Annotated in this window: 23 protein-coding genes; 14 read left to right on the forward strand and 9 right to left on the reverse strand. The window is 40.0% G+C overall.

Translation table 11 applies throughout. The annotated features are described in order from the left end of the window. Positions 1-41 precede the first annotated feature (41 nt). The 8 genes from AC0JIQ_RS01750 (at position 42) to AC0JIQ_RS01785 (ending at position 7,898) form a co-directional block, all read left to right on the forward strand. Positions 42-872, forward strand: coding sequence for an inositol monophosphatase family protein (locus AC0JIQ_RS01750; RefSeq protein WP_004660297.1), 831 nt, complete (start codon positions 42-44; stop codon positions 870-872). An 819-nt stretch (positions 873-1,691) separates the two neighbouring features. Further along, positions 1,692-3,644, forward strand: coding sequence for a DEAD/DEAH box helicase (locus AC0JIQ_RS01755; RefSeq protein WP_474202465.1), 1,953 nt, complete (start codon positions 1,692-1,694; stop codon positions 3,642-3,644). Between the two features lie 420 nt (positions 3,645-4,064). Further along, positions 4,065-4,883 (forward strand): ABC transporter ATP-binding protein, encoded by an 819-nt coding sequence (locus AC0JIQ_RS01760; RefSeq protein WP_346510486.1) that lies wholly within the window; start codon positions 4,065-4,067, stop codon positions 4,881-4,883. Further along, complete coding sequence (mlaE, locus tag AC0JIQ_RS01765) at positions 4,880-5,659, forward strand: lipid asymmetry maintenance ABC transporter permease subunit MlaE (protein ID WP_004660307.1); 780 nt, start codon at positions 4,880-4,882, stop codon at positions 5,657-5,659. The genes AC0JIQ_RS01760 and mlaE overlap by 4 nt, the downstream gene beginning before the upstream one ends. After that, positions 5,659-6,336, forward strand: a complete 678-nt coding sequence (gene mlaD / locus AC0JIQ_RS01770) for an outer membrane lipid asymmetry maintenance protein MlaD (RefSeq protein ID WP_046738988.1) — start codon at positions 5,659-5,661, stop codon at positions 6,334-6,336. Before mlaE ends, mlaD begins: the two co-directional genes overlap by 1 nt. Before the next feature lie 19 nt (positions 6,337-6,355). Continuing rightward, positions 6,356-6,988, forward strand: a complete 633-nt coding sequence (locus tag AC0JIQ_RS01775) for an MlaC/ttg2D family ABC transporter substrate-binding protein (protein WP_346510489.1) — start codon at positions 6,356-6,358, stop codon at positions 6,986-6,988. A gap of 11 nt (positions 6,989-6,999) precedes the next feature. Beyond that, positions 7,000-7,287, forward strand: a complete 288-nt coding sequence (locus AC0JIQ_RS01780; protein WP_004660311.1) for an STAS domain-containing protein — start codon at positions 7,000-7,002, stop codon at positions 7,285-7,287. 62 nt (positions 7,288-7,349) lie between these two features. Then, on the forward strand, positions 7,350-7,898 hold the full coding sequence (locus AC0JIQ_RS01785) for a hypothetical protein (protein ID WP_474202466.1): 549 nt from the start codon (positions 7,350-7,352) through the stop codon (positions 7,896-7,898). Between the two features lie 50 nt (positions 7,899-7,948). Here AC0JIQ_RS01785 and AC0JIQ_RS01790 read toward each other — a convergent pair whose 3' ends face one another. Then, positions 7,949-8,962, reverse strand: coding sequence for a CorA family divalent cation transporter (locus tag AC0JIQ_RS01790; protein ID WP_046738987.1), 1,014 nt, complete (start codon positions 8,960-8,962; stop codon positions 7,949-7,951). 172 nt (positions 8,963-9,134) lie between these two features. On the opposite strand from AC0JIQ_RS01790, the gene AC0JIQ_RS01795 reads away from it, so the two are divergent. Beyond that, positions 9,135-9,719: an LOG family protein gene (locus AC0JIQ_RS01795; protein WP_474202467.1), complete on the forward strand. Its 585-nt coding sequence runs from the start codon at positions 9,135-9,137 to the stop codon at positions 9,717-9,719. A 9-nt stretch (positions 9,720-9,728) separates the two neighbouring features. Further along, entirely contained in the window at positions 9,729-10,124 is a 396-nt protein-coding gene (locus tag AC0JIQ_RS01800) for an NUDIX hydrolase (protein ID WP_474202468.1), read from the forward strand. Here the strand turns inward: AC0JIQ_RS01800 and AC0JIQ_RS01805 are convergent. Both AC0JIQ_RS01805 and recG read right to left on the reverse strand, forming a co-directional pair. Then, complete coding sequence (locus AC0JIQ_RS01805) at positions 10,075-10,761, reverse strand: ComF family protein (RefSeq protein WP_474202469.1); 687 nt, start codon at positions 10,759-10,761, stop codon at positions 10,075-10,077. The two genes, AC0JIQ_RS01800 and AC0JIQ_RS01805, sit on opposite strands and share 50 nt — an antisense overlap. After that, positions 10,754-12,799 (reverse strand): ATP-dependent DNA helicase RecG, encoded by a 2,046-nt coding sequence (recG, locus tag AC0JIQ_RS01810; protein WP_474202470.1) that lies wholly within the window; start codon positions 12,797-12,799, stop codon positions 10,754-10,756. Before recG ends, AC0JIQ_RS01805 begins: the two co-directional genes overlap by 8 nt. Before the next feature lie 18 nt (positions 12,800-12,817). On the opposite strand from recG, the gene AC0JIQ_RS01815 reads away from it, so the two are divergent. Further along, entirely contained in the window at positions 12,818-13,636 is an 819-nt protein-coding gene (locus AC0JIQ_RS01815) for an NAD-dependent epimerase/dehydratase family protein (protein WP_474202471.1), read from the forward strand. Positions 13,637-13,761: 125 nt separating this feature from the next. Continuing rightward, positions 13,762-14,742 (forward strand): putative solute-binding protein, encoded by a 981-nt coding sequence (locus AC0JIQ_RS01820; protein ID WP_004660323.1) that lies wholly within the window; start codon positions 13,762-13,764, stop codon positions 14,740-14,742. A gap of 51 nt (positions 14,743-14,793) precedes the next feature. Here the strand turns inward: AC0JIQ_RS01820 and plsB are convergent, their stop codons facing one another. After that, positions 14,794-17,349 (reverse strand): glycerol-3-phosphate 1-O-acyltransferase PlsB, encoded by a 2,556-nt coding sequence (gene plsB / locus AC0JIQ_RS01825; RefSeq protein WP_474202472.1) that lies wholly within the window; start codon positions 17,347-17,349, stop codon positions 14,794-14,796. A gap of 329 nt (positions 17,350-17,678) precedes the next feature. Here plsB and AC0JIQ_RS01830 point away from each other — a divergent pair, with 329 nt between their 5' ends. After that, positions 17,679-18,551 (forward strand): acyl-CoA thioesterase, encoded by an 873-nt coding sequence (locus tag AC0JIQ_RS01830; protein ID WP_004660328.1) that lies wholly within the window; start codon positions 17,679-17,681, stop codon positions 18,549-18,551. 136 nt (positions 18,552-18,687) lie between these two features. Next, positions 18,688-19,929, forward strand: a complete 1,242-nt coding sequence (locus AC0JIQ_RS01835) for a dicarboxylate/amino acid:cation symporter (RefSeq protein WP_474202473.1) — start codon at positions 18,688-18,690, stop codon at positions 19,927-19,929. Between the two features lie 55 nt (positions 19,930-19,984). Here AC0JIQ_RS01835 and AC0JIQ_RS01840 read toward each other — a convergent pair whose 3' ends face one another. The 5 genes from AC0JIQ_RS01840 to AC0JIQ_RS01860 all read right to left on the reverse strand — a co-directional run bounded on the left by AC0JIQ_RS01840 (position 19,985) and on the right by AC0JIQ_RS01860 (position 25,344). Beyond that, positions 19,985-20,929, reverse strand: coding sequence for a metal-dependent hydrolase (locus AC0JIQ_RS01840; protein ID WP_474202474.1), 945 nt, complete (start codon positions 20,927-20,929; stop codon positions 19,985-19,987). Between the two features lie 129 nt (positions 20,930-21,058). After that, on the reverse strand, positions 21,059-21,835 hold the full coding sequence (yihA, locus tag AC0JIQ_RS01845) for a ribosome biogenesis GTP-binding protein YihA/YsxC (protein WP_004660333.1): 777 nt from the start codon (positions 21,833-21,835) through the stop codon (positions 21,059-21,061). Positions 21,836-21,909: 74 nt separating this feature from the next. Continuing rightward, positions 21,910-22,362 (reverse strand): RrF2 family transcriptional regulator, encoded by a 453-nt coding sequence (locus AC0JIQ_RS01850; protein WP_004660334.1) that lies wholly within the window; start codon positions 22,360-22,362, stop codon positions 21,910-21,912. A gap of 79 nt (positions 22,363-22,441) precedes the next feature. Further along, entirely contained in the window at positions 22,442-23,653 is a 1,212-nt protein-coding gene (hmpA, locus tag AC0JIQ_RS01855) for an NO-inducible flavohemoprotein (protein WP_474202475.1), read from the reverse strand. A gap of 143 nt (positions 23,654-23,796) precedes the next feature. Further along, on the reverse strand, positions 23,797-25,344 hold the full coding sequence (locus AC0JIQ_RS01860) for a helicase HerA-like domain-containing protein (RefSeq protein WP_474202476.1): 1,548 nt from the start codon (positions 25,342-25,344) through the stop codon (positions 23,797-23,799). Positions 25,345-25,360 lie beyond the last annotated feature (16 nt).

A 25,360-nucleotide genomic window follows, 5' to 3' on the forward strand; every position in this document is an offset into this window, starting at 1 on the left:
TTATTCTTTGTCAAAATCTTCAAATTTGTAGTGGGTGTTCAATGGAACCTATGGTGGTTATGGCTGCGCGTGCGGCTCAAACAGTTGGTCAAGAGCTTTTAAAGGCACATCAAAATCGTCATAAACTCGATTTACAAGTTGAAGAAAAAGGCATCGATGGTCCAGTAACGCGTGTTGACCGTTACATCGAACAGCTTACAATTGATACGCTTCGTAAAAGTTATAAAAACCATAGCTTCCTTGGTGAAGAGTTTGGCATGCAAGAAGGTAAAGGTCACGATGCAGATTGGTGCTGGGTGATTGATCCTTTAGATGGTACCCAAAACTTTATCAATGGTTTCCCTCATTTCTGTATTTCTATCGCTGTACAACATAAAGGCGTAACTCAGCACGGTGTGATCTATGATCCAGTGCGTGATGAATTATTCTCTGCAAGCCGTGGTCGTGGCGCAGTCATGAACCAACGCCGTATTCGCGTGAATGTTAAAGACTCTTTAGAAAACACATTCCTTGCGGTAGGTCATCCTTATCGTGCGAAACGTAATGGTGAAATCGTTTCTTATGCAGAACAACATTTCGCTTCTTTGTTGGCTGTAACTAAATCAGGCGCGCAAATCCGTCGTGGTGGCTCTGCTGCTTTGGATTTGGCTTATGTCGCTGCAGGTCGTTTTGATGGTTTCTTTGAGCTTGGTTTAAAACCGTGGGATATTGCTGCGGGTGAGCTGATTGTAAAAGAAGCGGGCGGTGTAGTCGTTGATGCTCGTGGTGGTAATGAATCATTTGATAATGGTCAAGTACTTGCTTGTTCACTTAAAATGTTAAAACCATTGATGCAAACTGTTGTTCCAGCTTGGGGTGATGCTGCAAAATAAGTTTTGGATTTTTATAAAAGGGGTAGCGATTGCTACTCTTTTTTATGCCTAATAATAGAAACACATAGAACAAGATGAAAAAAGAATAATATAAATATATTTATCATATATGCCCACATAAAAGGTGGTGCATGCATAGCACTGCTATATGCAATTAAAAGTTGTATGAAAGTAATAGTGCTTAAAATCGTGCAACTTCTAAAGGGATATTTTTGAATAGATGAAGTCGATTCTAGAAAATATGTAACGATAAAATAACTAGAAAAAAATAAAGAAATTAGGATTACACCATCTATAGGGTAGTGATAAATATACTCTGGTTCACTCTTTATAAGAAATGGATCAAGTTTAAAACCGAAATAGATAATATTGAGGCATCCTAATAGCCATAAGATGAATAATAATTTTAGTAGCATAGAGGTTTTAAAATTTTTGTTTGTTTATAAATATATTTAAGCTAAATTCTTATAAAATCAATGAATAATCGAAATAGATAGAAAAAACCTATTAAAAAGGGTGACTTTTAAAATTATTCTGCTATAATCCGCCCACGCACTTAAATTCCAGTTCATTACCTGAACATTCAGTTCTATTCATATTAGCGCACGCTGTCCATAGAGAGGACCATATCTTGCGCCCAAATCGCTTAGCGATTCTTCAGGTTGAGGCAGTAATCAAGCGTGCGTTTAGTCCACATCGTCGTTATTCGGATTGCCGCTGAACTTCATCTATTTTCAGCTTGAGTCGCTTTGCCGCTTTTTGCCGATGTCTATTTTTTGTATTTATTAAAATGGAGCACCCATTAGGGTGAAACTCTCTATGAGCAAAACTTTTGCCGAATTTTCTTTGCACGAAACCTTACAACAAGCCCTAGAAGGTTTAGGTTTTACAAGTCCAACTCCTGTGCAAGAACAAGCGATTCCAGCTGCGTTAGATGGAAAAGATTTATTAGTTTCAAGCCAGACAGGTTCTGGTAAAACAGCAGCATTTTTACTCCCTACATTAAATGCTTTGGCAGGTCAGGAAACTTTTGTGCCATTTAAAGAGCGCATGAAAGCTGTGACTCAACCAAGCATCTTGGTTTTATGTCCTACGCGTGAATTGGCTCAACAAGTAAGCCAAGATGCGATTGCATTTGTACGTCATATGAAAGGTGTTCGTATTGCTGCAATTATGGGTGGTATGCCTTTTGGTAAGCAAATTCAACAGCTTAAAGGCGCACAAGTGATCGTTGCAACGCCAGGTCGTTTGCTTGACTTAGTAAATCGTCGTCAATTGAAACTTGATAAAGTTGAATCGTTAATCGTCGACGAAGCTGACCGTATGCTTGATCTAGGCTTCTCTGAAGATTTAGAAGCAATTGGCGAGTTAGCTGCAAACCGTAATCAAACATTAATGTTCTCTGCGACTTTTGCTGATCGTATCATTCGCCTTGCTGAACGTATGATGAATGATCCACAACGTATTGCAATTGAAACTGGTCACAGCACTAACACTGATGTAACACAAACATTACATTGGACAGATGGCTTTGAGCATAAGAAAAAATTACTTACTCACTGGTTGTCTGATGAGTCAGTAGATCAAGCTGTTGTCTTTGCAAGCACGCAAGAAGATACAGATATGCTTGCTGAAGAATTGGCTGAAGCAGGTCACTCAGTTGTTGCATTGCATGGTGCTATGCCACAAACCGTTCGTAACCGTCGTTTACGTAGTATTCGTGAAGGTCGTGCAAAAATCTTAGTTGCAACTGACGTAGCAGCACGTGGTTTAGACGTACCAACTATTTCTCACGTGATTAACTTCGGTTTACCGATGAAAAACGAAGACTATGTACACCGTATTGGTCGTACAGGTCGTGCTGGTCGTACTGGTCAAGCGATTACACTTGCGACTTATCGCGAGCGTGGCAAAATCCGTGCGTTAGAAGATTATTTAGATGCACGTTTAAATGTATCTGAAATTGAAGGTTTAGAGCCATCTCCACCTCCTGCTCGTTCAGGTCGTGATGGTGGTGGTCGTGGTCGTGATGGCGGTGGTCGTGGTCGTGGCGGCCGTGATGGCGGTCGTGGCGGTTTTGGTGGTGGTCGTCGTTTTGAAGGCGAGAGCAATTTCAAACGTCGTGAAGGCGGTGAAGATCGTCCACGTCGTAGCTTCGATGATAAACCACGTGGTGAGCGTCCATCATTCGGTGGTGAAGATCGTCCACGTCGCGAGTTTAACTCTGACCGTCCACGTCGTGAAGGTGGTTTTGAAGACCGTCCACGTCGTAACTTTGATGATAAGCCACGTGGTGAACGTCCATCATTCGGTGGTGAAGATCGTCCACGTCGCGAGTTCAATTCAGATCGCCCACGTCGTGAAGGTGGTTTTGAAGATCGTCCAAAGCGTAGTTTTGGTGGTGAAGACCGTCCACGTCGCGAGTTCAATTCAGATCGCCCGCGTCGTGAAGGTGGTTTTAATGATAAACCGCGTTTTGACTCGAATGATGACAACCGTGGTAACCGTGTAGATTACAAACCACGTCGTGAAGGTAGCTTCGGCGACCGTCCAAAGCGCGATTTTGGTGATCGTCCACAACGTGAAGGTGGTTTTGGTGACCGTCCAAAACGTAGTTTCGGTGGTGAAGATCGCCCAAAACGTAGTTTTGGTGGTGAAGACCGTCCAAAGCGTAGTTTCGGTGGTGAAGACCGTCCAAAGCGTGATTTTGGTGATCGTCCAGCACGTGAAGGTGGCTTCGGTGGTGACCGTCGTCGCAAAAATGATTTTTAATCGTTAAAAACCGATGAAAAGAAGAAGCCAGTTGTAAAACTGGCTTTTTTATTTAGGATTAGTCATGTAAAATTCGAAAAATGTCTACTAATTCAAATTTTACAGAAGAAATGAATAGGGTTAAGCAAAATAAAAGTCTTTTAAGTCAAATATGGTCATTCATTTGTGGTGAAGGGCTGCCATGTCTATTTGTTATTTTAATGCTTTGTAATGGGTTATTTTTTGCATATGCACTTATTGCACGCAATCATACCGATTCTTTGAATGCAAGCTCACAACATGAGTTGAGCACAGAAGTTGATAAAAAGAACAATTACATAAATTAATAATCTTCATACGTAGCATATCAAAATAAAAACAAGCGCTTAATCTTTCAGTGTATAGTATGCGTGCATAAAAAGTGCAGGAATGAATGCCAGTATGAATAACAAATCTCCTCTCGATGCTGAAGCCCTAATTGAAGTTAAAAACTTGAGCTTTAACCGAGGGGAACGCGTCATTTATGATGATGTCAGTCTTAAAATTCGACGTGGTCAAATTACTGCAATTATGGGACCTTCGGGAACAGGTAAAACCACTTTGCTTCGTTTGATTGGTGGGCAGTTAGTCCCTGATCGTGGTGAAGTATTGCTCGATGGTAAGAATATTGCAGCCATGTCTCGTCCAGACTTGTTTGCTGCACGCGCACGTATGGGGATGTTATTCCAGAGTGGTGCGTTATTTACTGATATGTCAGTTTATGAAAATGTTGCATTTCCTATTCGTGCGCATACACAATTACCAGAACATTTGATTGCTGAGTTAGTCGCTTTGAAGTTGGAGTCTGTTGGGCTACGCGGTGCTGAACCATTAATGCCAACTGAACTTTCAGGAGGTATGAATCGTCGTGTTGCCTTAGCGCGTGCGATTGCACTTGATCCAGAATTGATTATGTATGATGAGCCATTCGCTGGCCAAGATCCAATTGTTAAAGGTGTTCTAACACGATTGATTCGTTCTTTGCGTGAAGCTTTAGACTTAACAACAATTATTGTCTCGCATGATGTCGCAGAGACATTATCGATTGCTGATTATATTTATGTGGTTGCTGAAGGCAAAATTCAGGGTGAAGGTTCACCTGAGCAGCTACAGGCACATGCTTCCCCATTTGTACGTCAATTTTTAACAGGCTCAGCTGAGGGTCCTGTTGAATATCAATTTACTCATCAAGCATATTTAGATAACGAGGTTCGTGCATGAATACGATTGCCTGGTTAGGTAGACTCGTTATTGAGCGAATAAAGGGGATAGGTGCAGCGTCACTTATGCTCATCCAAATTTTATTTTCAGCGCCTTCAAAGGGTGGTTTTCAACGCTTTGTGTATCAGATGCATCGTGTTGGGGTCATGTCCCTGCTGATTATTGCTGTCTCAGGCTTGTTTATTGGCGCTGTCCTTGGCTTGCAGATGTATAGCATTTTGGTCACGTTTGGTAGTGAAGCCATGTTAGGCACTGCGATTTCGTTAACTTTGTTACGTGAACTTGCTGCAGTTGTTGCTGCATTACTATTTGCAGGGCGTGCAGGCTCAGCTCTCACTGCCGAAATTGGTTCAATGAAACAGAGTGAACAATTAGCCAGTATGGAAATGATTGGCGTTGATCCACTTCGTCAAATTGTGGCTCCGCGTTTGTGGGCAGGTATTGTTAGTTTGCCGATGTTGACTGTGATTTTTGCAACGATCGGTATCATTGGCGGCAAGTTGGTTGGCGTAGATTTTTTAGGTGCTGATGAAGGTTCTTTCTGGGGGGGTATGCAAAGTACAGTTCAGTTTGGGCATGATATTTTTAATGGCACTATTATTAAAAGCATTGTTTTTGCGCTGATTTGTACATGGGTTGCGGTCTATCAAGGTTATGCTTGTGATCCAACACCAGAGGGTATCGCGACTTCGATGACCAGAACGGTCGTATATTCTTCACTTTGTGTATTAGGTTTTGATTTCGTGTTGACTGCGGTCATGTTCGGAGGGATTTAATGAAATCACGTACTAGTGAGCTGGCCGTAGGTATTTTTGTGATTATCTTCGGTATTGCTCTATTTTTTCTTGCGATGAAAGTTAGTGGTTTAGTGGGTACAAATCTACGTGATAGCTATAGCATGACAGCGCAGTTTGATAACGTAAATGGTTTAAAACCACGAGCAAAGGTGACCATGAGTGGTGTGACCATTGGTCGTGTAGAATCTATTACGCTTGATCCAGTAACACGTTTAGCAACAGTTAAGTTTGATTTGGATGGTAAATTAACCAGCTTTAATACTGAGCAATTAAAAGAAGTGCAGAAAAATGCCTTAGAAGAATTGCGTTATAGCTCAGATTATCAACAAGCTGATGCCGCGAAACAAAAAGCAATGGAACAGCAACTTATCAGTAACATGACCTCCATCACCAGTTTAGATGAGGATGCTTATATTATGGTTGCAACCAATGGCTTACTTGGTGAGAAGTATTTGAAAGTTGTACCAGGTGGTGGGGTGAATTACCTAAAACGTGGTGATGTTGTTTCAAATACCCAAGGTACAATGGATTTAGAAGATTTGATCAGTAAGTTTATTACTGGTGGTGCTGGTAAAGCCACATCAAGCTCAACAACTTCAGAGAGTTCGGCATCGCAGCCAGCTGCTACTGAAGCAGAACCATCATTTGTTGAGTAATTCAGGTTAGGAGATTGAAGTGAATACATTATTGAAACAGACGTTAACAGCAAGTGTATTATCAACCATGCTTGCGAGTACTGCATTTGCAGCACCAACAGAAACCCCACCTGATTTTGTTAAACGTGTGGCTGATGGTTTAATTACACGTTTAAAAGCAGATCATGCGAAATTACAAAGTAACCCTGCTTTAGTTAAATCGATTATTCGTCAAAATCTTGATCCGTATGTTGATTCACAAGCATTTACACGTATCGTATTAGGTACGTATGCAAACAATCAATATACAACTGCTGCGCAACGTGCTCAGTTTGAGCAAAATTTCCGTGCTGTGATTATTGAAAACTACGGCGGTGCTTTCGCTAAATATACGAATGAAAGCTATACGATGCGTCCTTTTAAGTCGACCAATAGTAAGAACCCCGTTGTTACATTAGACTTCTTACATAATGGCGAGAAAATCCCTGTATCGTTCCAGTTGACAGATAAAGGTGATCAGTGGAAAGTCCGTAATATTAATGTGTCTGGTATTGATTTAGGCTTGCAATTCCGTAACCAGTTCGCTGCTACTGTTCAGCGCAATGGCGGTGATATGAATAAAGCGATTGCAACCTTTAAGCCAGATGCAGATGCTGCTGTTAACAAGAAATAAGTAGGTGACGGGTGATTCAGTATATTGATCAGCAGTTAATTGTCTCAAAAACAATTGATTTCTCGAACGCAGAACAGGTTTATCGAGCAGGTTTAAAGCATATCCAGCAACATAAGAGTTTTCCTCTTATTGTTGATCTGGGGCAGCTTGAACAAGGAAACACCCTTTCTTTGGCAGTGTTGGTGCAGTGGTTGCGTCAAACGCCAAATAACAAAGGTCTACATTTTAAAAATGTGTCTGAGAAAATGCTGAAAGTCATCCAAGCTTGCCATCTACAAGATGATTTGAAATTGATTTGATATCATCTTATTCATCGAGAAAAGAGAGTTACCTAACTCTCTTTTTTTGTTTTGGGGTAGAAATGGGATATGTATCTGATATGGAAAGAATACGTTCAACAATAGTCAATATGGTAATCAGTAATGACATATTTAATGATGATTGTAATATTTATTATTTTGAAAAAGAGGATGGGACAAAAAGACATCAAGCTGTAAGCACATTGCGTGATGATATAAATTTACATGTTATTTTTTCAATACCTACAAATACACATCATATTTATATTACGGTTTCTGATGGCGATGCTAGTTTAATCAGGCAGTTATTTGCAACACTTGAAGATATTGAAGGACATGAGCAAATAGGTATTGGTTGTGTCCAGTTGTTTGATGACACTCGCCTTATCGAAAATGATGTAAGAGGAATAATCTTATTGCCAATTATTACATCGAATATTTTAAATTTTTTACCCACTCAACTCGAAATTAATGAGGTAAATTATAATTTTATTCTTGTTGTTTTCTTAAGCACGAAAGAATATCAGCAATGGAAAACTAAAGGACATGATGCTTTAATTGATTATTTTATTGAAAATAAAAAAGATCTTGTCGCATTTGATTTATCATAAAAGGGTTAGAATATTTTGACTTTAGCCAAAATATTCTAGATATAAAAACATTAAATCCATTTCTTCCAGCGGAAGTACACCATTGGGAGGACCAAAAACGCCATCAAAATAGCGGTGACGATCCAGAAACTGAGACTGCCATGAGCAAACGGCAATACATCGGTATTCATCCCGTAAATACTAGCAATCAGCATCGGTGGTGCAAGCATACTGGGTAAAATCGAGAATCGACGAATCGTGTCATTTTGTTCGGTGTTAATGAAGCCTGATGTGGTATCCAGTAAGAAGCGGACTTTCTGGAATAAGAATGCATCATGTTCGACAAGTGAACGGACATCCTCACTTAATTCTCGAATATCTGCATCATAAATATGACTGCCTAAAGCTCGAGGACGAGAAAGGAAGGTAAGCACACGACGTAAATCGATCAAACACAGTTGCGCCTTTCCAAGCATATCTTCTTGTTGTGCGAGTCGTGTAATCATGTCATCAAGATCGAGCAGGGTTTCACGATGATGGTTATTGAGTACTTCTGTGGAGTATCTTTCTAAGTCTTTGTGGATATCTTCTAAGATATCCGCAAGTTCATCGAGTTTAGCTTCAAGTAAGCCCAATAAAATCCATGTTGGGTCTTTATAGTCCATATCATAGTCATTGCGACGTGCGCGCGCACGGAAGGCACGAAATGCAACTAATTTTTCGCCACGCATCGTAAACAAACGATCTTTATGCAGAATGAAGGCAACAGTTTGTACTGTTGCAAGCATATGAGATGACTCATCTGTATCGCCATCGACCTGATAATTTTTATTCTTTGTTAAAAAATATGTACTGATATGCAAAATACCATCATCATCACGGTAAAATCGTGCAGATGAGGAAATGTCTTCAAGTGATTTTAATGTTGGTAAGTTGCGCTCGTAAGCATCAAATACCCACTGTTGTTCTTCTTGAGATGGAGCAATTAGATCAATCCAAACCAATTCAGGGTGGAGATCAAAACTCCCATTGATTGTTGCATCTTCTAGACTACCGCGCTCTGTGGCATAAAAGGCTTCAAGCATGTCTTTTTTCCTCGCGCAGCCAATGTGAGATTTTCAGCATTGTACCGAAAACCAGCGTGTATTTTAGACAAGGATGAAACGAAAAACACTTGCCTAAACGTTAATTTCTAAAAAATCTTGTTACACAGCCTACTTTATCAGCATGACAGTTATATAAAACGGTTTTAATTGTATGAATTCTATATGTGTTTTTTGCGGTTCTTCTCTCGGTAATGATCCCATTTATCAACAAATTGCACAGGCGACAGGGCAGGCAATTGCACAGCAAGGCCAAACGCTTGTGTATGGTGGCGGTCGCTCTGGTTTGATGGGTGTGGTTGCAGACAGTGCAATAGCCGCAGGTGGGCAGGTCATTGGCATCATTCCACAAGCTTTGGTTGATCGAGAATTAGCGCATACAGGTTTGACGGAATTGTATGTGGTCAAGGATATGCATGAGCGAAAAACTAAAATGGCAGAATTAGCCGATGCGTTTGTCGCATTGCCTGGAGGAGCAGGCACCATGGAAGAGATCTTTGAGCAATGGACGTGGAATCAATTAGGGATTCATCAAAAGCCTTGTGCATTTCTAAATGTTGAGGGCTTCTATGATGGCTTAATTCAAACGATCCAAGATTCTGTAGATCGCGGATTTAGTCAGGCAAGGTTTGTAGAGAACTTAATTGTCGCTGATAATATTGGTGAAATTTTAACTGCATTTTCAGTGTATCAGCCTGCAACACCAAAATGGATGTTAGCTGCAGATATTCAAGTTTAAGGGGATAATGTGGAAATCATAACCGTTGCTGCCGCGATTATATTGAATGAACAAAATCAATTGCTTTTGGTTCGTAAGCAAAATACACAAGCTTTTATGCAAGTAGGCGGCAAGCTAGAAAGTAATGAAGCGCCTGAAATTGCAATACAGCGTGAAATTTTAGAGGAAATCGCGTGTGAATCTGAGATCAAACAGTTTGTCGGGCGCTTTGAAACGGCTGCTGCAAATGAACCTGATCATCTGTTAGTGAGTTATGTTTATGAGGTGAAACTGAAACAAACACCACGTATCGCTGCGGAAATTGCGGAGATGAAATGGATTGATTTGGAAGATCAAGTCACTTTACTTGCACCTCTTACTCAGCAAGTGGTGATTCCATGGTGTCATCAAAATTTAGAGAACTAGCATTATTACAGATAGGGGCTGCTAAACAAATACTATAAACCTGTTGGCAGCCAAGTTGTTGCAAGACTTGAGATAAGGCGGTAATTGAACTGCCCGTTGTGACGACATCATCGACGATCAAGACTTTGCGATAACGAAGATGATTGGGCGGCGCAGCCACAAATTGCTGTTCAATATTTTCTAGTCTTTCGATGCGCGATAAGCCTTTTTGCGAGTGTTGGTCCAAGCGTTGTACAGGTTGCCAGATAGGGATATTTAAGCTTTTACTAAGTGCCTGGGCCAGTAACAGCGTTTGGTTGAAACCTCGTTCAACTAATCGATCAGTTGAAATCGGCATTGGAACGATGGCATGTACTTTAGGAAGCTTTAGTTGTTGTAGTAGTCCTTCCAATAGTCGTTGATGATGCAGTTTTTGTTCATATTTAAATTGCTGAATGATGCGATCAATCGGATATTGATAATGGCAGACAACGAATATTTGTTGTTGATTACGTTGAATAGATTGTTTTAACCAAGGTAACTGATTCCAACAACTTTGACATACTCCGTATTGCTTCCTAATCCCAATATCACACAGGCTACATGGCGTTAGATAATCAAAGATTTGTTTTGCTGATGTTTTAATTAATTTAAACATAGGCGTATCTTGGGGCTTCAGGCAGCCAGCGTTTTAATAGTCCATCGGCATGTTGTGGATAATCTTTTAGAATTTGTTCAGCCACATAATGTGCTTGTGTGAGTAAATGATCATCACGTTCTAAACGTGCCACACGGAAGCCCATATCCCCAGTTTGTTTTGTTCCTAAGAGTTCACCCGGACCGCGTATTTCCAAATCTTTTTCAGCAATCACGAAACCATCATTACTTTCTCGTAAAATAGATAGTCGCTCCTGACCATTTTGAGACAAGGGTGTTTTATACAACAGGGCACAAAAACTAGCGGTAGCACCACGTCCAACGCGTCCACGAAGTTGGTGCAATTGCGAGAGACCCAAACGTTCAGCATTCTCAATGACCATGATTGAGGCATTGGGTACATCGACCCCAACCTCAATCACTGTTGTGGCAATTAACAGTTGTGATTGATTGTCTTTAAAGGCTTGCATGACCGCTTGTTTTTCATCTGCTTTCATTTTGCCGTGGACTAGACCAATATTGATGTCTGGAAAGCGTTCCTTGATTTCTTGATAGGTAGCTTCGGCGGCTTGAGCATCTAGGGTCTCAGATTGTTCCACTAAGGTGCAGACCCAATACGCTTGTTTACCTTCACGACAGTTGCTGGCAATTCGTTGTAGAACCTGTTCACGGCGATCTAAAGGAATTGTTACGGTTTGAATCGGGGTGCGTCCCGGGGGGAGTTCATCAATAATTGAAGTATCTAAATCACCATAAGCACTCATCGCGAGTGTGCGGGGAATCGGGGTTGCTGTCATCACCAATTGATGTGGGGTAAATTGATTAGCGCCTTTATTTCTTAAAGCAAGGCGTTGATCGACCCCGAAACGATGTTGTTCATCAATAATAACCAAGCCTAGTTTAGAAAATTCCACGGCATCTTGGAATAAAGCATGCGTACCGACAATAAGTTGTGCATGACCTTGTTTAATTTGTTGTTCAGCTTGTGTACGTGCCTTGCCTTTTTGTTTGCCTGAAAGCCATGCCACTTGGATGCCTAGTGGCTCAAACCAACGTTTAAAATTTAAATAATGTTGTTCTGCTAAGATTTCAGTCGGTGCCATCAGTGCAACTTGCCAGTCTGCTTCTAGTGCATGGCAGGCTGCAACTGCTGCGACGAGTGTTTTACCTGCTCCCACATCACCTTGGACTAAACGGAGCATCGGTTGATCTTGTTTGAGATCTTGCAAGATCTCCTTAGAAACTCGTTTTTGTGCATTGGTCATTTGAAAAGGGAGACCGTCTAATAATGCCTTAGCCAAGATTTTACTGCTATCAAAACGAGGTGCAGCAATTTGGCGGATATAGGCACGGCGTGTTAATAGGCTAATTTGATGTGCGACCAGCTCTTCAAAAATTAATCGTTGTTGGGCAGGGTGTGAACCTTGATTGAGTTGTTGCATGTTGGCATCAACAGGGGGCTCATGAATATATTCTAATGCTTGTTTAAGTTCATAGCCGTTGCTGTATTTTTTAGGTAATAACTCAGCTAAAGCATCACTATGATGTTGTAACGCCAGACGAACATATTCACGTAATTTAGGCTGCGTCAGACCTTCCGTGCTGGGATAGATCGCTGTAAGTTGGGTCTTGGGTAATGGCGTATGCTGTTGGATCACCTGTATTTCAGGGTGATACATTTCAAGACCACGTGCTCCAACACGAACTTCACCGAATATTCGGAGCTGTTGTCCCATTTTGATGCGATCAGTTAATCCCTTATAAATATGATAAAACCGTAAAGTGACCTTGCCAAAATCATCTTGTAATAAGGCCGCAAGTGATTTCTTTTTGCCTTGAGGAAAATCTACGGATCGAACTTCACCTTCGAGCAAATAACTTCGTCCAACAACCAGCTGATTCATTGGAATAATGGTGCTACGATCTTCATAGTCACGAGGAAGATGAAATAACAAATCATCCGTGCTAAAAATATAAAGCTTTTCTAATAGGGTTGCTGCGGCGGCACCAACACCTTGTAATTGCTGGACTGAAGTCATCTCTATTCAAGGGTGTATATGCATATTTTATTTATTGGTTATGGTAAAACATCTCAGCGCGTTGCTAAACACTTATTTGAGCAAGGTCACCACATTAGCACAATTAGCCGTAGTCCAAAAATGGATTGTTATGCAAGTCACTATATTCAAGATATACACTATTTAGATTTGACTCAGCTTGATCCAATTGATTTGGTTTATGTCATTCTTGCACCTTCGGAGAGCGGCATAGAAGCATATCAACAAACCTATGTTGATAGCGTTGAACCGATTGCTAATGCTCTCAAAAATCATCCTGTTCGACGTATCATCATCGTTTCTTCGACACGAGTCTATGGTGAAAATGCAGGGGAGCGAATCGATGATGAATCATTCATTCAACCCATCGATGAGCAGGGACATCTGCTTAGGAAGATGGAGTTGTTGTGGCAATCACATTATCCGCATCAGAGCATTATTGTCCGACCAGCAGGAATTTATGGGACCTCAATTGCTCGTTTAAAAAAGCTTGCTGAACAAACACTGACTTATCCAACGATACATTTTAGTAATCGAATTCATATCGATGATTTAGCCAAGTTTTTAGCATTATTAGCTGTTATGGATATTGTTGAATCAAGTTATATCATCAGTAATAACAATCCTTTACCCATGCATGAAATATTAAGTTGGTTTCAACAATATTTAAACTTGCCTCAGTTGCAGCTTTTGTCTGAGCAAGTGACTGGGAAGCGAATTTATGCAACTCGATTGCCACAAACTGGATTTAAATTTGAACATCAGATTTGCTTTAATGACTATCAGACGCTGTTGTCGGTACATGGTAATGAAAAATAATTAGATTAAACTGCAAGACAATTTGAATAGTTGGTATAGATTTTGATGATAAAATACCAACAGATTCCGTAAAGGAACTGCCTGAGTTGTGCACATGGTTTGTGATGAGGCATTAAGGGGTGGATATGAGAAAAATAATTTTTACGATGATGCTGGGATTGGTGGCAACAACAAGTTGGGCGGGTGCGCAAACATGGTGTGTATTTGATCCATTGGGCACTCAAGGAGACATTAGTCGCCGTTTACAGGATATTCGGCTTTATGCGCTTCAACACAATACTCAGTTGAAATTTGATACTTTTAAAAATGAAAAAGATGCGATTCAGGCATTTGATCAAAATAAATGTTCAGGTTTAGTTGCATCGAACTTTAATACTTATCGTTACAATCATTTTATGGGAAGTACTGGCGGGATTGGTCTGATTTCCAATAATCGTGTTGCGCGTATGTTATTACAGCTACTCACCAATACAAATGTCGAAAAACGTATGTTAGATCAAAATTATGAAGTGCTAGGGATGATTCCAATTGGTACGGCATACATGATCATGAATACGCAGCAGATTAATAAAGTTTCGCAATTAAAGAATAAGACGATTGGTATTCTTGAAAATAATCCACCTCAATTGGCATTGGTGCAAAGTGTGTCGGCAAAACCTGTTTATGTAGATTTTGCGACGGCTGTTGATTCTTTCAAGCAAAAGAAGATCGATATTTTGGCTGCGCCTGCGTATGGTGTATTACCTTATAACTTGAAAAAGGAATTTGGTGAATCGACCCAAGTTGTCAATTTTCCAGTCGCGTATTTCGCAATAAATATTGTGATTCGACCTCAAGCTTATCCCACTGGTTTTGGTCACCAAATCCGAAGTTGGTTTGTAAAAAATAGTAATGTTTTGGCCGCTCAGGCGATGCAATGGGAAAATCATTTACCAGCGTATTATTGGGCTGATATTTCGGGTTATGAAAAGCAGGGCTATGAGGCGCTGGTTGCTAAGATTCGTAATCGTTATGTGGATTCAGGTTATTATGATGCGTATTTCGTGGAATTAATTAAACGACTAAGATGTCTAGATGATCCGAAATATTTAGAGTGCCGCAAATAAATTGGGTTAGCCAAATTTTTGACTAACCCATCAAAAGTGAATACTCAAACATTAAGCTTTCTTGCGTTTTAAACGACGTTTTGCCTGTTGAGAAGCCATTGCTTCTAAAGCGGTTGCAAGTTCTTCATCTGTAAATGTTGTGATGTGTTGCAACATTTGTAATGTCGTTTCATCAAGTACCAACTGTGCACCTGCGGCCATTTCACTGAAATTATCATCATATTCAATGAAACCATGTTCATTATTACGAATGTAATTTTGTTGTGTTAGAACCTTAATAAAGCTTTGGAACAAAGATTTATCAAAGAACTCAGGTGAGTTGAATTCATATAGTACAGATAAGCGCTGACCTAATAAGTGACTTAACTCTTCGACTTGTTTAGTTGAAATATTGCCAGAACCACGTTGGGTGATCAGTGCAAGCGTCATGTAGTAACGTTCTAAGCTTTGTTTAACTGGCATGCCTAAAGTCAAAAGTTTCTGATGCTCTTCACTGTTTGGTGTTGGGCTAAATAAGTTACCATCATGATCTTGGAAAATTAGACCAATTTGAACGAGTGCGTTGATATAGTTATCAATGTGCTGTTGCAATTCAGAAGCTTTCCACTTCATGAATAATTCAGCTTTTAAGAATGGATACAATGTACGAATCACATTGCTTAAATCTGTTTTATTAATCTTACCGTTATGTTCAACCAATGATGCAACCAGTGATGGTAAGACAAAAGCATGTAAGATGTTGTTACGGAAATAGGTTAATAAAATGGCTTGGTTGTCTTCTATGGCAATAATATCACCTAGAACATGCTGCACACGTTTGATCAGTTTGAGCTTTAGACCATAAGCAATGATTTCTTTACCTGATAAAGAAGTGACTTGTGTGCGTTCATCATAAGGTTGTTGAGTCGCTAAATCACGATAAATATCAAGCTGTTTCGCACAGATCTCTTCATCTAATGTATGCTTTGGTGTTGCTAATAAGATCAAAGATAATAATGAAACAGGGTTGATGACCACTGCGCGGTTAATATTTTCTAAAATAACATTAGCTGAGCTTGAAACAACATTCGATACTTCAGCTGGAATTGGAGCATCATTTTTTTCGATCTGAATTTTGTCTGCATTATGCTGCTTTAAAATATCATCGAGGAAAACAGGTTCACCAAAGTTAACGTGTACCTTGCCAAAAATTCTTTCAATTTTACGTAAAGTTTTGACGATACCGAAAATTGATTCTGCTTCTTTTGGCTTACCTTGCATTTCACCTACATAAGTTGAGCCTTCCATCAAGCGCTCATAACCAATATATGTCGGTAAGAATACGATTGGCTTAGCACGACCGCGTAAATGACCATGTACGGTCATTGCAAGCATACCTGTCTTCGGTGGTAGCAAGCGACCAGTACGTGAACGACCGCCTTCAATGAAGTACTCGATAGGCGTATTGCGCGATAGAATGCTGTATAAATATTCTTTGAATACAGAAGTATACAGTGCATTTCCGCGGAATGAGCGGCGTATGAAAAATGCACCGCCTCCACGCAATAACTGACCTACAAAAGGTAAATTCAGGTTATCACCCGCAGCAATATATGGAATCATTAAGCCACGTTTATAAATCACATAAGACAATAATAAATAGTCGATATGGCTACGGTGGCATGGTGTGTAAATAATCTCATAGTCTTTCGCAAGTTCGCGAACTGTACTGAAATTATGAACTTCAACGCCGTCATACAGTTGTGTCCATAATCGTGTTAAAGCCATATCTGCGAAGCGTACTGCTGACGCTGAATAATCAGAAACGATTTCATTGACATAGCCAATGGCACGCCGTTCTGCCTCAAGCATGCTGATTTTATGCTGAATGCTTTCACGACGGATGGCATCTTGTACATCACGTGCTTTTACCACTGACTGCATCACATTACGGCGATCAGATAAGTCAGGACCCAGTACGACTTCACGTTGCTGATCTAGATAAGTATCTAAAGAACTTGAAATATAAGTTGCAGGTGAAATATTTGGATGATGTTTCTTGGCATAATCTACCAATTCACGTAGAGATTGAGGCTCATGGAATTCTAAATATGAATCACGCCCATGTAAGCCAATATTCATGAGTTGTTTAACTGTACCTGGTGTTGCCCAAGTATCAGAAAATAATAATTTAAACCATGAATCTTCTTTATCTGGTGAGCGTCCCCAAAGTACTGTAACGGGAACTAATTGAACATCTACTTCTTGATTTTGTTCTAATGCTTCGATCAATTGTAGAAGGCGTGGGGGATATGTTTGAGTATTAAAAAAGTTATTTTCATTTTGATGTAAAAATAGAACCGAGTTTTTTTCGTGATAAGTTCCAAAACTCATGGCATCTAAAGCTGGCTTTAGATGAAGGCGACGCGTTTCACCATCAACTACCAAAGCATTACTACGTGAATAATTTTGTAGTACATAGCAAATCACTTTATTTGAATCTGGTGTGCTTTGCTCAGTTGTTGTTGATTCTGTAGGAACTTCACCAAGAACATGTGGAGTGACCACAAGGTCAAGTAACTTACTCGAAAGTTGGCGATACATTTGACCAAATCCAGTCTTGGACATTACAAACTCCTAAATGATAACCTTGAGCATGAGGCGTTGTTATAGTGCCGTAAAACCACAGCGTACGGCATAGCTCGATGAACACAAACGTCAACACGACATTCTGCGATATTCTGCCATGAAACGATATGTTATTTTCTGACAAAATATAGCGTATTTGGTAGATTTTATCGTTAAAAATCGTATTTTTAGCGGTTATAAATAAAGATTAATGTGACGGATGAATCATTTTATCCTGAGCATATTTATTGGAATTTGTGGCACAATCGAAATGATCAATCCAGAATGGATTAGTTGATCTCTCCTCATTGATGTTGGAAGGCTATTACATGAATGCGTTAACTCAAGAACTGGTTGAACTTTTGACTTTGGAAAAGTTGGAAGAACATATTTTCCGAGGCAACAGTCGCAATTTGGTTGGGAAACGAGTATTCGGTGGGCAAGTTCTTGGACAAGCATTAAGAGCGGCGTCATATACCACAAACCGTCCAGCACATTCGTTGCATGCTTATTTTTTATATGGTGGTGATGTCGATGCACCGATCATTTATGAAGTTGATCCATTGCGAGATGGTAAAAGTTTTGCAAGTCGACAAGTGCGTGCGATCCAACATGGACGTACAATTTTCTCGGCGATGGTATCTTTTGCCAATCCAGAAGAAGGCTTAAATTATCAACATAAAGAACCAGAGTATCCGAGTCCTGAAGAGCTGAAGTCTGAGAAAGAATTAAAAGAAAGTATGCTCAATTTCGTTCCAGAAAATGCACGTACGAGTTTTATGCGCGAACGTCATGTGGAAATTAGACCAACTCGACCAGTTAATCCTTTTCAGCCGCAGCCTGAAGCACCATATTATGCGCACTACATTCGTACCCATGATCGTATTGCAGAAAATGTTGATGACGTTTCATTACATCAAGCCATCGTTGCGTTTTATTCAGACTTTACTTTGATGACTACAGCACTGCGTCCACACGGGTTATCTTGGATTTCGCCAAATTTACAATGTGCAAGTATTGATCATACCATTTACTTCCATCGCCCGTTACGTGCTGATGATTGGATGCTTTACGATATGGAAGCAACGATTAGTGCCAGTTCACGTGGTCTGAATTTTGGACGCATGTGGCAGAATGGTCAGCTGGTATGTAGCACTGTGCAAGAGGGGCTAATTCGCTTAAGAGAAATTGAAACCCAGTAAGTTAGATTTGAAAAATTCAAATTAAAGCCATCGTTTAGATGGCTTTTTTTGTCATAAGGTTGTGACAAAAAATTGCTCGATTCTTCAATATGAGCGTGCCATAGTACCCACAAGCTAAAATATTTTATTAATCAGAATGAATTTAAATACACAAATTCTAATCGCAGCCGTACTGGGTGTTATATATGGGTTCTTCTTGACTTTGTATCCGCAGACTAGTTTTGCTGAACATAGTTTGTATGGGCTGGGGATTTTAAGCAGTATTTTTATTGGTTTACTAAAAATGTTGCTCATCCCACTTATTTTTAGTTCGATCGTTGTAGGTGTTTCAAATTTACAGGCTGGTGGACAATTTGGACGAGTTTGGAAAATTACAGCATTAAGCTGTCTCACGACGACAACCTTAGCTTTGATTTTAGGGATTAGTTGTGCACATCTATTTGAAGTAGGTAAAGGCGTAGATATTCAAATCTTCCAAGAAGCTATGCAAAACCACCAGACGCCAGATACGCTGACGCCTTCAAGTTTTCTGACCAGTTTTATCCAAAATACCTTGATTAATCCTTTTAAAGCATTTAGTGAGGGTAATGTACTTGCAGTTGTGGTCTTTGCGTTATTCCTTGGAGTCGCATTAGTCAAAGGTGGTGAAAGCTTTAGCTTGGTTCGCAATACCTGCCAACAATTCTTTGTCATGATGATGATGCTTGTGGGCTGGGTGATGAAGCTAGCGCCAATCGGTATTTTTGCACTGCTTGCTAAATTGATCGCGACTGAAGATCTTTCTGTGTTAAGTCGTTTAGTGGAATTCGCAGTGGTTGTCACAGGAACAACGATTTTCCACGGTGCTGTTGTTTTGCCGGCATTACTTTGGATTTTTGGCAAAATGAATCCAATCACTTTCTTTAAAGGTGCACGCACAGCTTTGGTCACTGCATTTGCGACCAGTTCAAGTTCCGCGACGATGCCACTCAGTATGAAATGTGCACAAGAAAATTTAGGTGTGCGACCACAGACGGCAGGATTTGTGATTCCTTTAGGAACACAATTAAATATGGATGGTACTGCACTTTATGAGGCAGCCGCCGCTTTATTTATTGCGAATTTGATAGGCTTGGACTTGAGTTTAACACAGCAAATTATTGTATGTTTAACTGCCATGATTGCTTCATTGGGAGCACCAGGTATTCCCAGCGCAGGTATGGTGACCATGATTATGGTTTTACAATCAGTTGGTTTGCCTGCGGAAGCGATTGCGATTTTATTACCGATTGATCGAGTATTAGATACTGTACGAACAGTAGTGAATGTACAGGGTGATATGATGATCAGCGTTGTTGTTGATCGTTATGCTAAGCAAGCAGAAGTTGAATCAAGTTGATGCGATTTAAGAAATAAAAAAGCAGGAGAAGACTCCTGCTTTTTTATTGAAATGCTTATGCAGCTTGTTGTAAAGCGCGTTTTGCTGCCGGTGAACTATTTAAATAATTCACCGCATCTTGAGTATTACCTTCTTTCACAGGATCATACCAAGGCATGAGATAGTCGATTTGTTGAGCGACTAACCAAATTGGATTTGGTAAAACCTGATTATCTTGACGACCAATTTTGTACCATTCCATCCAAACCCATGGTCTAAATAAGCTCGGTTTTTTGTCAGCAAAACGAGGATCTTGACCCATGATATGTGCCGCGCCATCAACCCATAAACCAAGTACACCCACGATTACAGCGACACTCATGTAATAACGTGCAATATAACCACCACCTAAATGACGATATAGATCAAAGGCAACGGTACGATGTTCGATTTCTTCAGAACCATGCCATTTAATCAGATCAATCATTTCTGGATCGGCACCGAGCTCTTCCCAACGTTTGTTGTACAGTGCGTATTTACCCAATACACAAGTCATGTGTTCAACTGTTGCAATGACGCCTAGACGGAACAAATCCCATTGATGGTCAAGTATTTTAGGAACTTCTTTACCAAAAGGCTTATCAGCTAAAGCTTTGTTAAATAAGAAATCCATAATATCGAGATTACGCTGAATATCAATATTACGTTGGCTAAGATATTCTTTATTCGCAGACGTATGTGCAACCGCATGCATCGCTTCTTGGCGAATAAATGCTTGAACGTCTTGTTTTAATTTTTCATCAGTAATTTCTGGAAGAACTTTATTGTATAAGCGGCAGAACCAAAACTCACCAGCAGGCAAAATATTGTTAATTTCATTAATAAAATAACTGGCATAAGGCTGGTTTGGAATCCAATCCACTGGTGTTTTTTCCCAGTCAAACTTCACTTTGCGTGGGAGAATTTTATAGTCAATCGAAGAACCAAGAACTTTGTTCTTCATAAATGATAGTAATTTCATCGTTTAGTCCTAATCGATAGTGCAATGAACCAACACTAAGCAGTATATGAAAACTACCTAGTGTTTGTGTTTAGCAATTCGGGACAATTAGAAATTATTTAATGCATCAAGTTGCATAAAATGCATTATTTATTCTTCAACATCTATTTCTGAAGCTTCTGGGATCTGATCAAGGTCAAATTCTGCTGGTTGATCAAGTGTGAAATTTAAACGGCCACCCATGACGCTTGCCAATTCTTCTAAACCAATTCGATTGAGTGAAGAGAATAATTGAATCGAGAAATCAAGTTTCATTTTCTTCAACTGTTGCTTAATTTCTAATAGTACTTTATTGGCAGGGCCACGGTTTAATTTATCTGCTTTAGTAAGCAGGATATGCACAAACAAATGACGTGAATGTGCCCATTCCAGCATCATTAAGTCAAAGTGTTGTAATGGATGGCGGATGTCCATTAACAGTACTAAGCCTTGTAAGCTTTTACGATGGATTAGGTAGTTCTCAAGTTCTTTCTGCCATACGATTTTCATGGCTTCAGGGACGGCTGCATAACCATAACCTGGCAAATCGACCAAACGTTGATCTGGATTACCTAAGCTAAAAAAGTTAATCATTTGCGTGCGCCCAGGTCTTTTTGAAGCACGTGCGAGTTGCTTTTGATTAGTTAAAGCATTAATTGCACTCGATTTTCCTGCATTGGAACGACCTGCAAATGCGATTTCATAACCTGTATCTTCTACGCACAAATCCAGTTTAGGTGCACTCATCAAAAATTCAGCTTGGCGTAACCAAGTCAAAGACTGTACTGCATATGCGGTTACAGCAGGATCAGTCTTTTTTTCATAACTGATTTTTTGTTTAGGTGCGAGTTTGGCTTTGGTGTCTTTCGATTTTTCACTACGACGCATAGAAGCTTACTTTTTGAATTGAAATAGCAACGACTATTATAAAGGATGTGAGAGATTCGTGCGAATCTTGATGTTTAGGCTTTTTGAACGAGTTGTAAAAAGTCAATATTTGAATTTGTAGAAGAGGGAAGAATGCCATATTGCACCACTTCTCCAAGTGTATATTGATCTAGGCTTTGATAAAAACATTCTAAAGCTTGATCCAAAATACTTTTAAGTCCGCAATGAGAGCGTAAAACACAAGGTGGCGTATTACATTCTACGATTTGATGATTGCCTTGTAGGATACGAACAATTTCACCTAGTTTTAAACTTTTGGCTTCAGGATTTAAACGAAGTCCACCACCTTTGCCGCGAATTGTTACGATCCAATGCTGTTTTCCCATGAAGTGAACGATTTTCACTAAATGGTTTTGGGATACATGCAAGTCCCGTGCAATATCTGCGATCGTATACGGTACATCACTCGGACGAGCGACATACATTAAGATTCTGAGTGCATAATCAGTAAACTTATTGAGTTGCATGGGTTTTCACTCAATCTATTGCTTTAAACAGAAAAGGCTAGTCTAACATAGACTAGCCCTATGCAAAACGCAGCACCGATTAGCTGAGTTTTACGCCACCCGTACCGAATGCTTCGCTATGGATATTTTCAGCAGGGATGCCACGAGCAACTAAAGCTTTATGTTGCTCTGCCATAAATGGCATTGGACCACATAGATAATAGTCTGCATTGGCTGGTAATAATCCAGCATCCATTGACACTAAATCTAAGCGACCCGCTGCATCAAAATCTTCGCCTAACACGTCACCTTGATGAGGAAACTCATAAGCAGTGAATGTGCTCAAGCGTGGATATTTTGCTTTTAGTTCATGGATATGCTTTTTCATGGCATGCACTTGGCTGCTGCGGCAAGCATGAATAAAGCTCACTGGTTGCGGCATATCTAAAGTCACCAATTGATTGAGCATTGCAATCATTGGCGTTAAACCTACACCACCACTAATAAACACATTACGTTTGCTGCTATCAATTAAATAGAAGTTACCTGTTGGTGCAGAAACTTCAATTTCTGAACCCTCAGCTAAGCTATGCAATGTACTAGATACCCAACCACCTGCTAACTCACCTTTTTCATCTTCACGTTTGACTGAGATACGTAAGTAATTTGCTTGAGGACTTGTTGATAGTGTGTATTGACGTGGTTGTCTTAAATTGAGTTCAGGTACAAACACGCGAACGGAAATATATTGACCTGCTTCATAGTGTGGTAACTCGCCGCCATCCACAGGAGCTAAATAGAATGAAGTAATTTCATCGCTTTCAACTACTTTTTTGGCAATTTTGAAATTACGCCAGCCTAACCAACTGCCTTTGGTTTGTTGATGTTGATCATAAATGGCTTTTTCAGTGCTAATAAATAAGTCAGCTAATTGACCATAAGCGGCAGCCCATGCACCAATCAATGGATCTTCCATCGAGATATTTAGTACTTCACTGATAGAGTGCAGTAGGTTCTCACCCACAATACTGTAATCAGGTGATTGAATATTCAAACTAACATGTTTGTGCGCAATCAATTCGACCACAGGTAAAAGTACAGAAGGATCTTCAATATTTTCCGCATAAGCTAGTACAGCACCCGCAAGTGCTTGTGCTTGTGCACCACTACGTTGATGCCCCATATTGAAGGTTTCTTTTAGTTCGGGGTTATTACCTAACATACGGTTGTAAAAGTAACCAGTGAGTGCCACACCATTTTCACGGAGTACAGGTACAGTTGCTTTTACAAGGTCAATTTGCTGCGGAGTCATGGGTGATCTCTCTTGGCTATCATTTATAAGATATATTTAAAATATACCTTATAAAATTTATTTGCAAGATCTGTTTTGACTAAAACCATAAAAAAAATAGGGGATAAATGATTATCCCCTGATTTTTAAAATAATAAAGATTTTTATTTGCCAAATAATGAACCAAGTAAACCGCGAACGATCTTTTGACCTGTAGAGCCGCCTAAGCTACGAGCCGCACTTTTTGCAAAAGTTCCCACAATATCTTGGGTGAGTTTTTCTCGATCTCGTTGTGCTTTCTCTGCGGCTTTTTGTTGCTCTTTCGCAAAGCGTTCTTGCTCTTTCGCTTGTTGTTTGGCTAAAGCATCTTGTTCTTTACTTTGCTGCTTTTCTAATTCATCTGCCTGTTTTTGTTGAGACTGTTGTAGCACTTTCTTTTGCAACATTTCATAGGCGCTGTCTCGATCCACTGCCTGATCATAAACCCCTGCGACAATACTTTGCCCAATAATCACTTGGCGTTCTTCTGGTGTTATTGGCGTAAATGAAGAGTAAGGTGGCATGACCCAACCGCGCTCTACAATTTGCGGTGTTCCTTGTTCATCTAGACAACTAATTAATGCTTCACCTACAGCAAGTTCTGTAATCGCTTGATCAACTTTGAATGCTGGATTGGCTCGAAAGGTATCCGCTGCGGTTTTGACTGCCTTTTGATCTTTCGGAGTAAATGCACGTAAGGCATGCTGTACTCGGTTGCCCAATTGCCCTAAGACACTTTCTGGTAAATCCAAAGGATTTTGGGTAATAAAATAAATCCCCACACCTTTAGAGCGAATGAGACGTACTACTTGCTCAATCTTTTGTTGTAAGGCTGGACTGGCATTATCAAACAATAGATGCGCTTCATCGAAAAAGAATACTAACTTCGGTTTATCCATATCACCCACTTCAGGCAACTGTTCAAACAGTTCTGACATCATCCATAGTAAGAATGTGGCATAAAGCTTTGGAGTATTCATCAATTTGTCGGCAGCTAAGATATTAATATAACCCTGACCTTGCGTATCGGTCTGAATAAAATCGAGGATATTCAGGCTAGGCTCACCAAAAAATTGCTCTCCACCTTGATCACCTAAAGCCAATAAATTACGTTGAATCGCCCCAAGACTAGCTGGAGAAAGGTTGCCATATTCGGCTTTTAATTCGGCTGCATTTTCGCTGACATAGGTCAACATTGCTTTAAGGTCTTTGAAATCAATTAATAAAAGCCCTTGATCATCTGCAACACGGAAAACGGCCGAAAGAACGCCTTCTTGTGTGTCATTCAGATTGAGCATTTGTGCCAAAAGTAACGGACCAATTTCTGAAATTGTGGTACGAATAGGATGACCTTGTTGCCCAAATAAATCCCAAAAAATAACAGGGGAAGCAGCAAATGGAATGGGGGTAAGTTGTAAGTTTTTTAAACGCTCATCAAATTTGGCGTTGCTACTTCCTGCTTTAGCCAAACTAGAGACATCACCTTTAGCATCCGCCAAAAAGACAGGTACGCCCAGCCGTGAGAAACTTTCGGCTAGTACCTTGAGCGTCACTGTTTTACCTGTGCCTGTCGCACCTGCAATTAAACCGTGGCGGTTTGCAAATTGAGAATGTAAAACAATATCTTGTGTTGTATCTGTGGTTTTTTTTGCAATAACAATGGGTGTATTCATTCTTCACCTATGCTTT

Source organism: Acinetobacter sp. FB (genome assembly GCF_056033405.1).

Bases quoted from the DNA above. Each gene is read 5' to 3' on its own strand.
- AC0JIQ_RS01750 (WP_004660297.1), top strand. From the start codon at position 42: ATGGAACCTATGGTGGTTATGGCTGCGCGTGCGGCTCAAACAGTTGGT.
- AC0JIQ_RS01755 (WP_474202465.1), top strand. From the start codon at position 1,692: ATGAGCAAAACTTTTGCCGAATTTTCTTTGCACGAAACCTTACAACAA.
- AC0JIQ_RS01760 (WP_346510486.1), top strand. From the start codon at position 4,065: ATGAATAACAAATCTCCTCTCGATGCTGAAGCCCTAATTGAAGTTAAA.
- mlaE (WP_004660307.1), top strand. From the start codon at position 4,880: ATGAATACGATTGCCTGGTTAGGTAGACTCGTTATTGAGCGAATAAAG.
- mlaD (WP_046738988.1), top strand. From the start codon at position 5,659: ATGAAATCACGTACTAGTGAGCTGGCCGTAGGTATTTTTGTGATTATC.
- AC0JIQ_RS01785 (WP_474202466.1), top strand. From the start codon at position 7,350: ATGGGATATGTATCTGATATGGAAAGAATACGTTCAACAATAGTCAAT.
- AC0JIQ_RS01790 (WP_046738987.1), bottom strand. From the start codon at position 8,962: ATGCTTGAAGCCTTTTATGCCACAGAGCGCGGTAGTCTAGAAGATGCA.
- AC0JIQ_RS01795 (WP_474202467.1), top strand. From the start codon at position 9,135: ATGAATTCTATATGTGTTTTTTGCGGTTCTTCTCTCGGTAATGATCCC.
- AC0JIQ_RS01805 (WP_474202469.1), bottom strand. From the start codon at position 10,761: ATGTTTAAATTAATTAAAACATCAGCAAAACAAATCTTTGATTATCTA.
- recG (WP_474202470.1), bottom strand. From the start codon at position 12,799: ATGACTTCAGTCCAGCAATTACAAGGTGTTGGTGCCGCCGCAGCAACC.
- AC0JIQ_RS01815 (WP_474202471.1), top strand. From the start codon at position 12,818: ATGCATATTTTATTTATTGGTTATGGTAAAACATCTCAGCGCGTTGCT.
- AC0JIQ_RS01820 (WP_004660323.1), top strand. From the start codon at position 13,762: ATGAGAAAAATAATTTTTACGATGATGCTGGGATTGGTGGCAACAACA.
- plsB (WP_474202472.1), bottom strand. From the start codon at position 17,349: ATGTCCAAGACTGGATTTGGTCAAATGTATCGCCAACTTTCGAGTAAG.
- AC0JIQ_RS01830 (WP_004660328.1), top strand. From the start codon at position 17,679: ATGAATGCGTTAACTCAAGAACTGGTTGAACTTTTGACTTTGGAAAAG.
- AC0JIQ_RS01835 (WP_474202473.1), top strand. From the start codon at position 18,688: ATGAATTTAAATACACAAATTCTAATCGCAGCCGTACTGGGTGTTATA.
- AC0JIQ_RS01840 (WP_474202474.1), bottom strand. From the start codon at position 20,929: ATGAAATTACTATCATTTATGAAGAACAAAGTTCTTGGTTCTTCGATT.
- yihA (WP_004660333.1), bottom strand. From the start codon at position 21,835: ATGCGTCGTAGTGAAAAATCGAAAGACACCAAAGCCAAACTCGCACCT.
- AC0JIQ_RS01850 (WP_004660334.1), bottom strand. From the start codon at position 22,362: ATGCAACTCAATAAGTTTACTGATTATGCACTCAGAATCTTAATGTAT.
- hmpA (WP_474202475.1), bottom strand. From the start codon at position 23,653: ATGACTCCGCAGCAAATTGACCTTGTAAAAGCAACTGTACCTGTACTC.
- AC0JIQ_RS01860 (WP_474202476.1), bottom strand. From the start codon at position 25,344: ATGAATACACCCATTGTTATTGCAAAAAAAACCACAGATACAACACAA.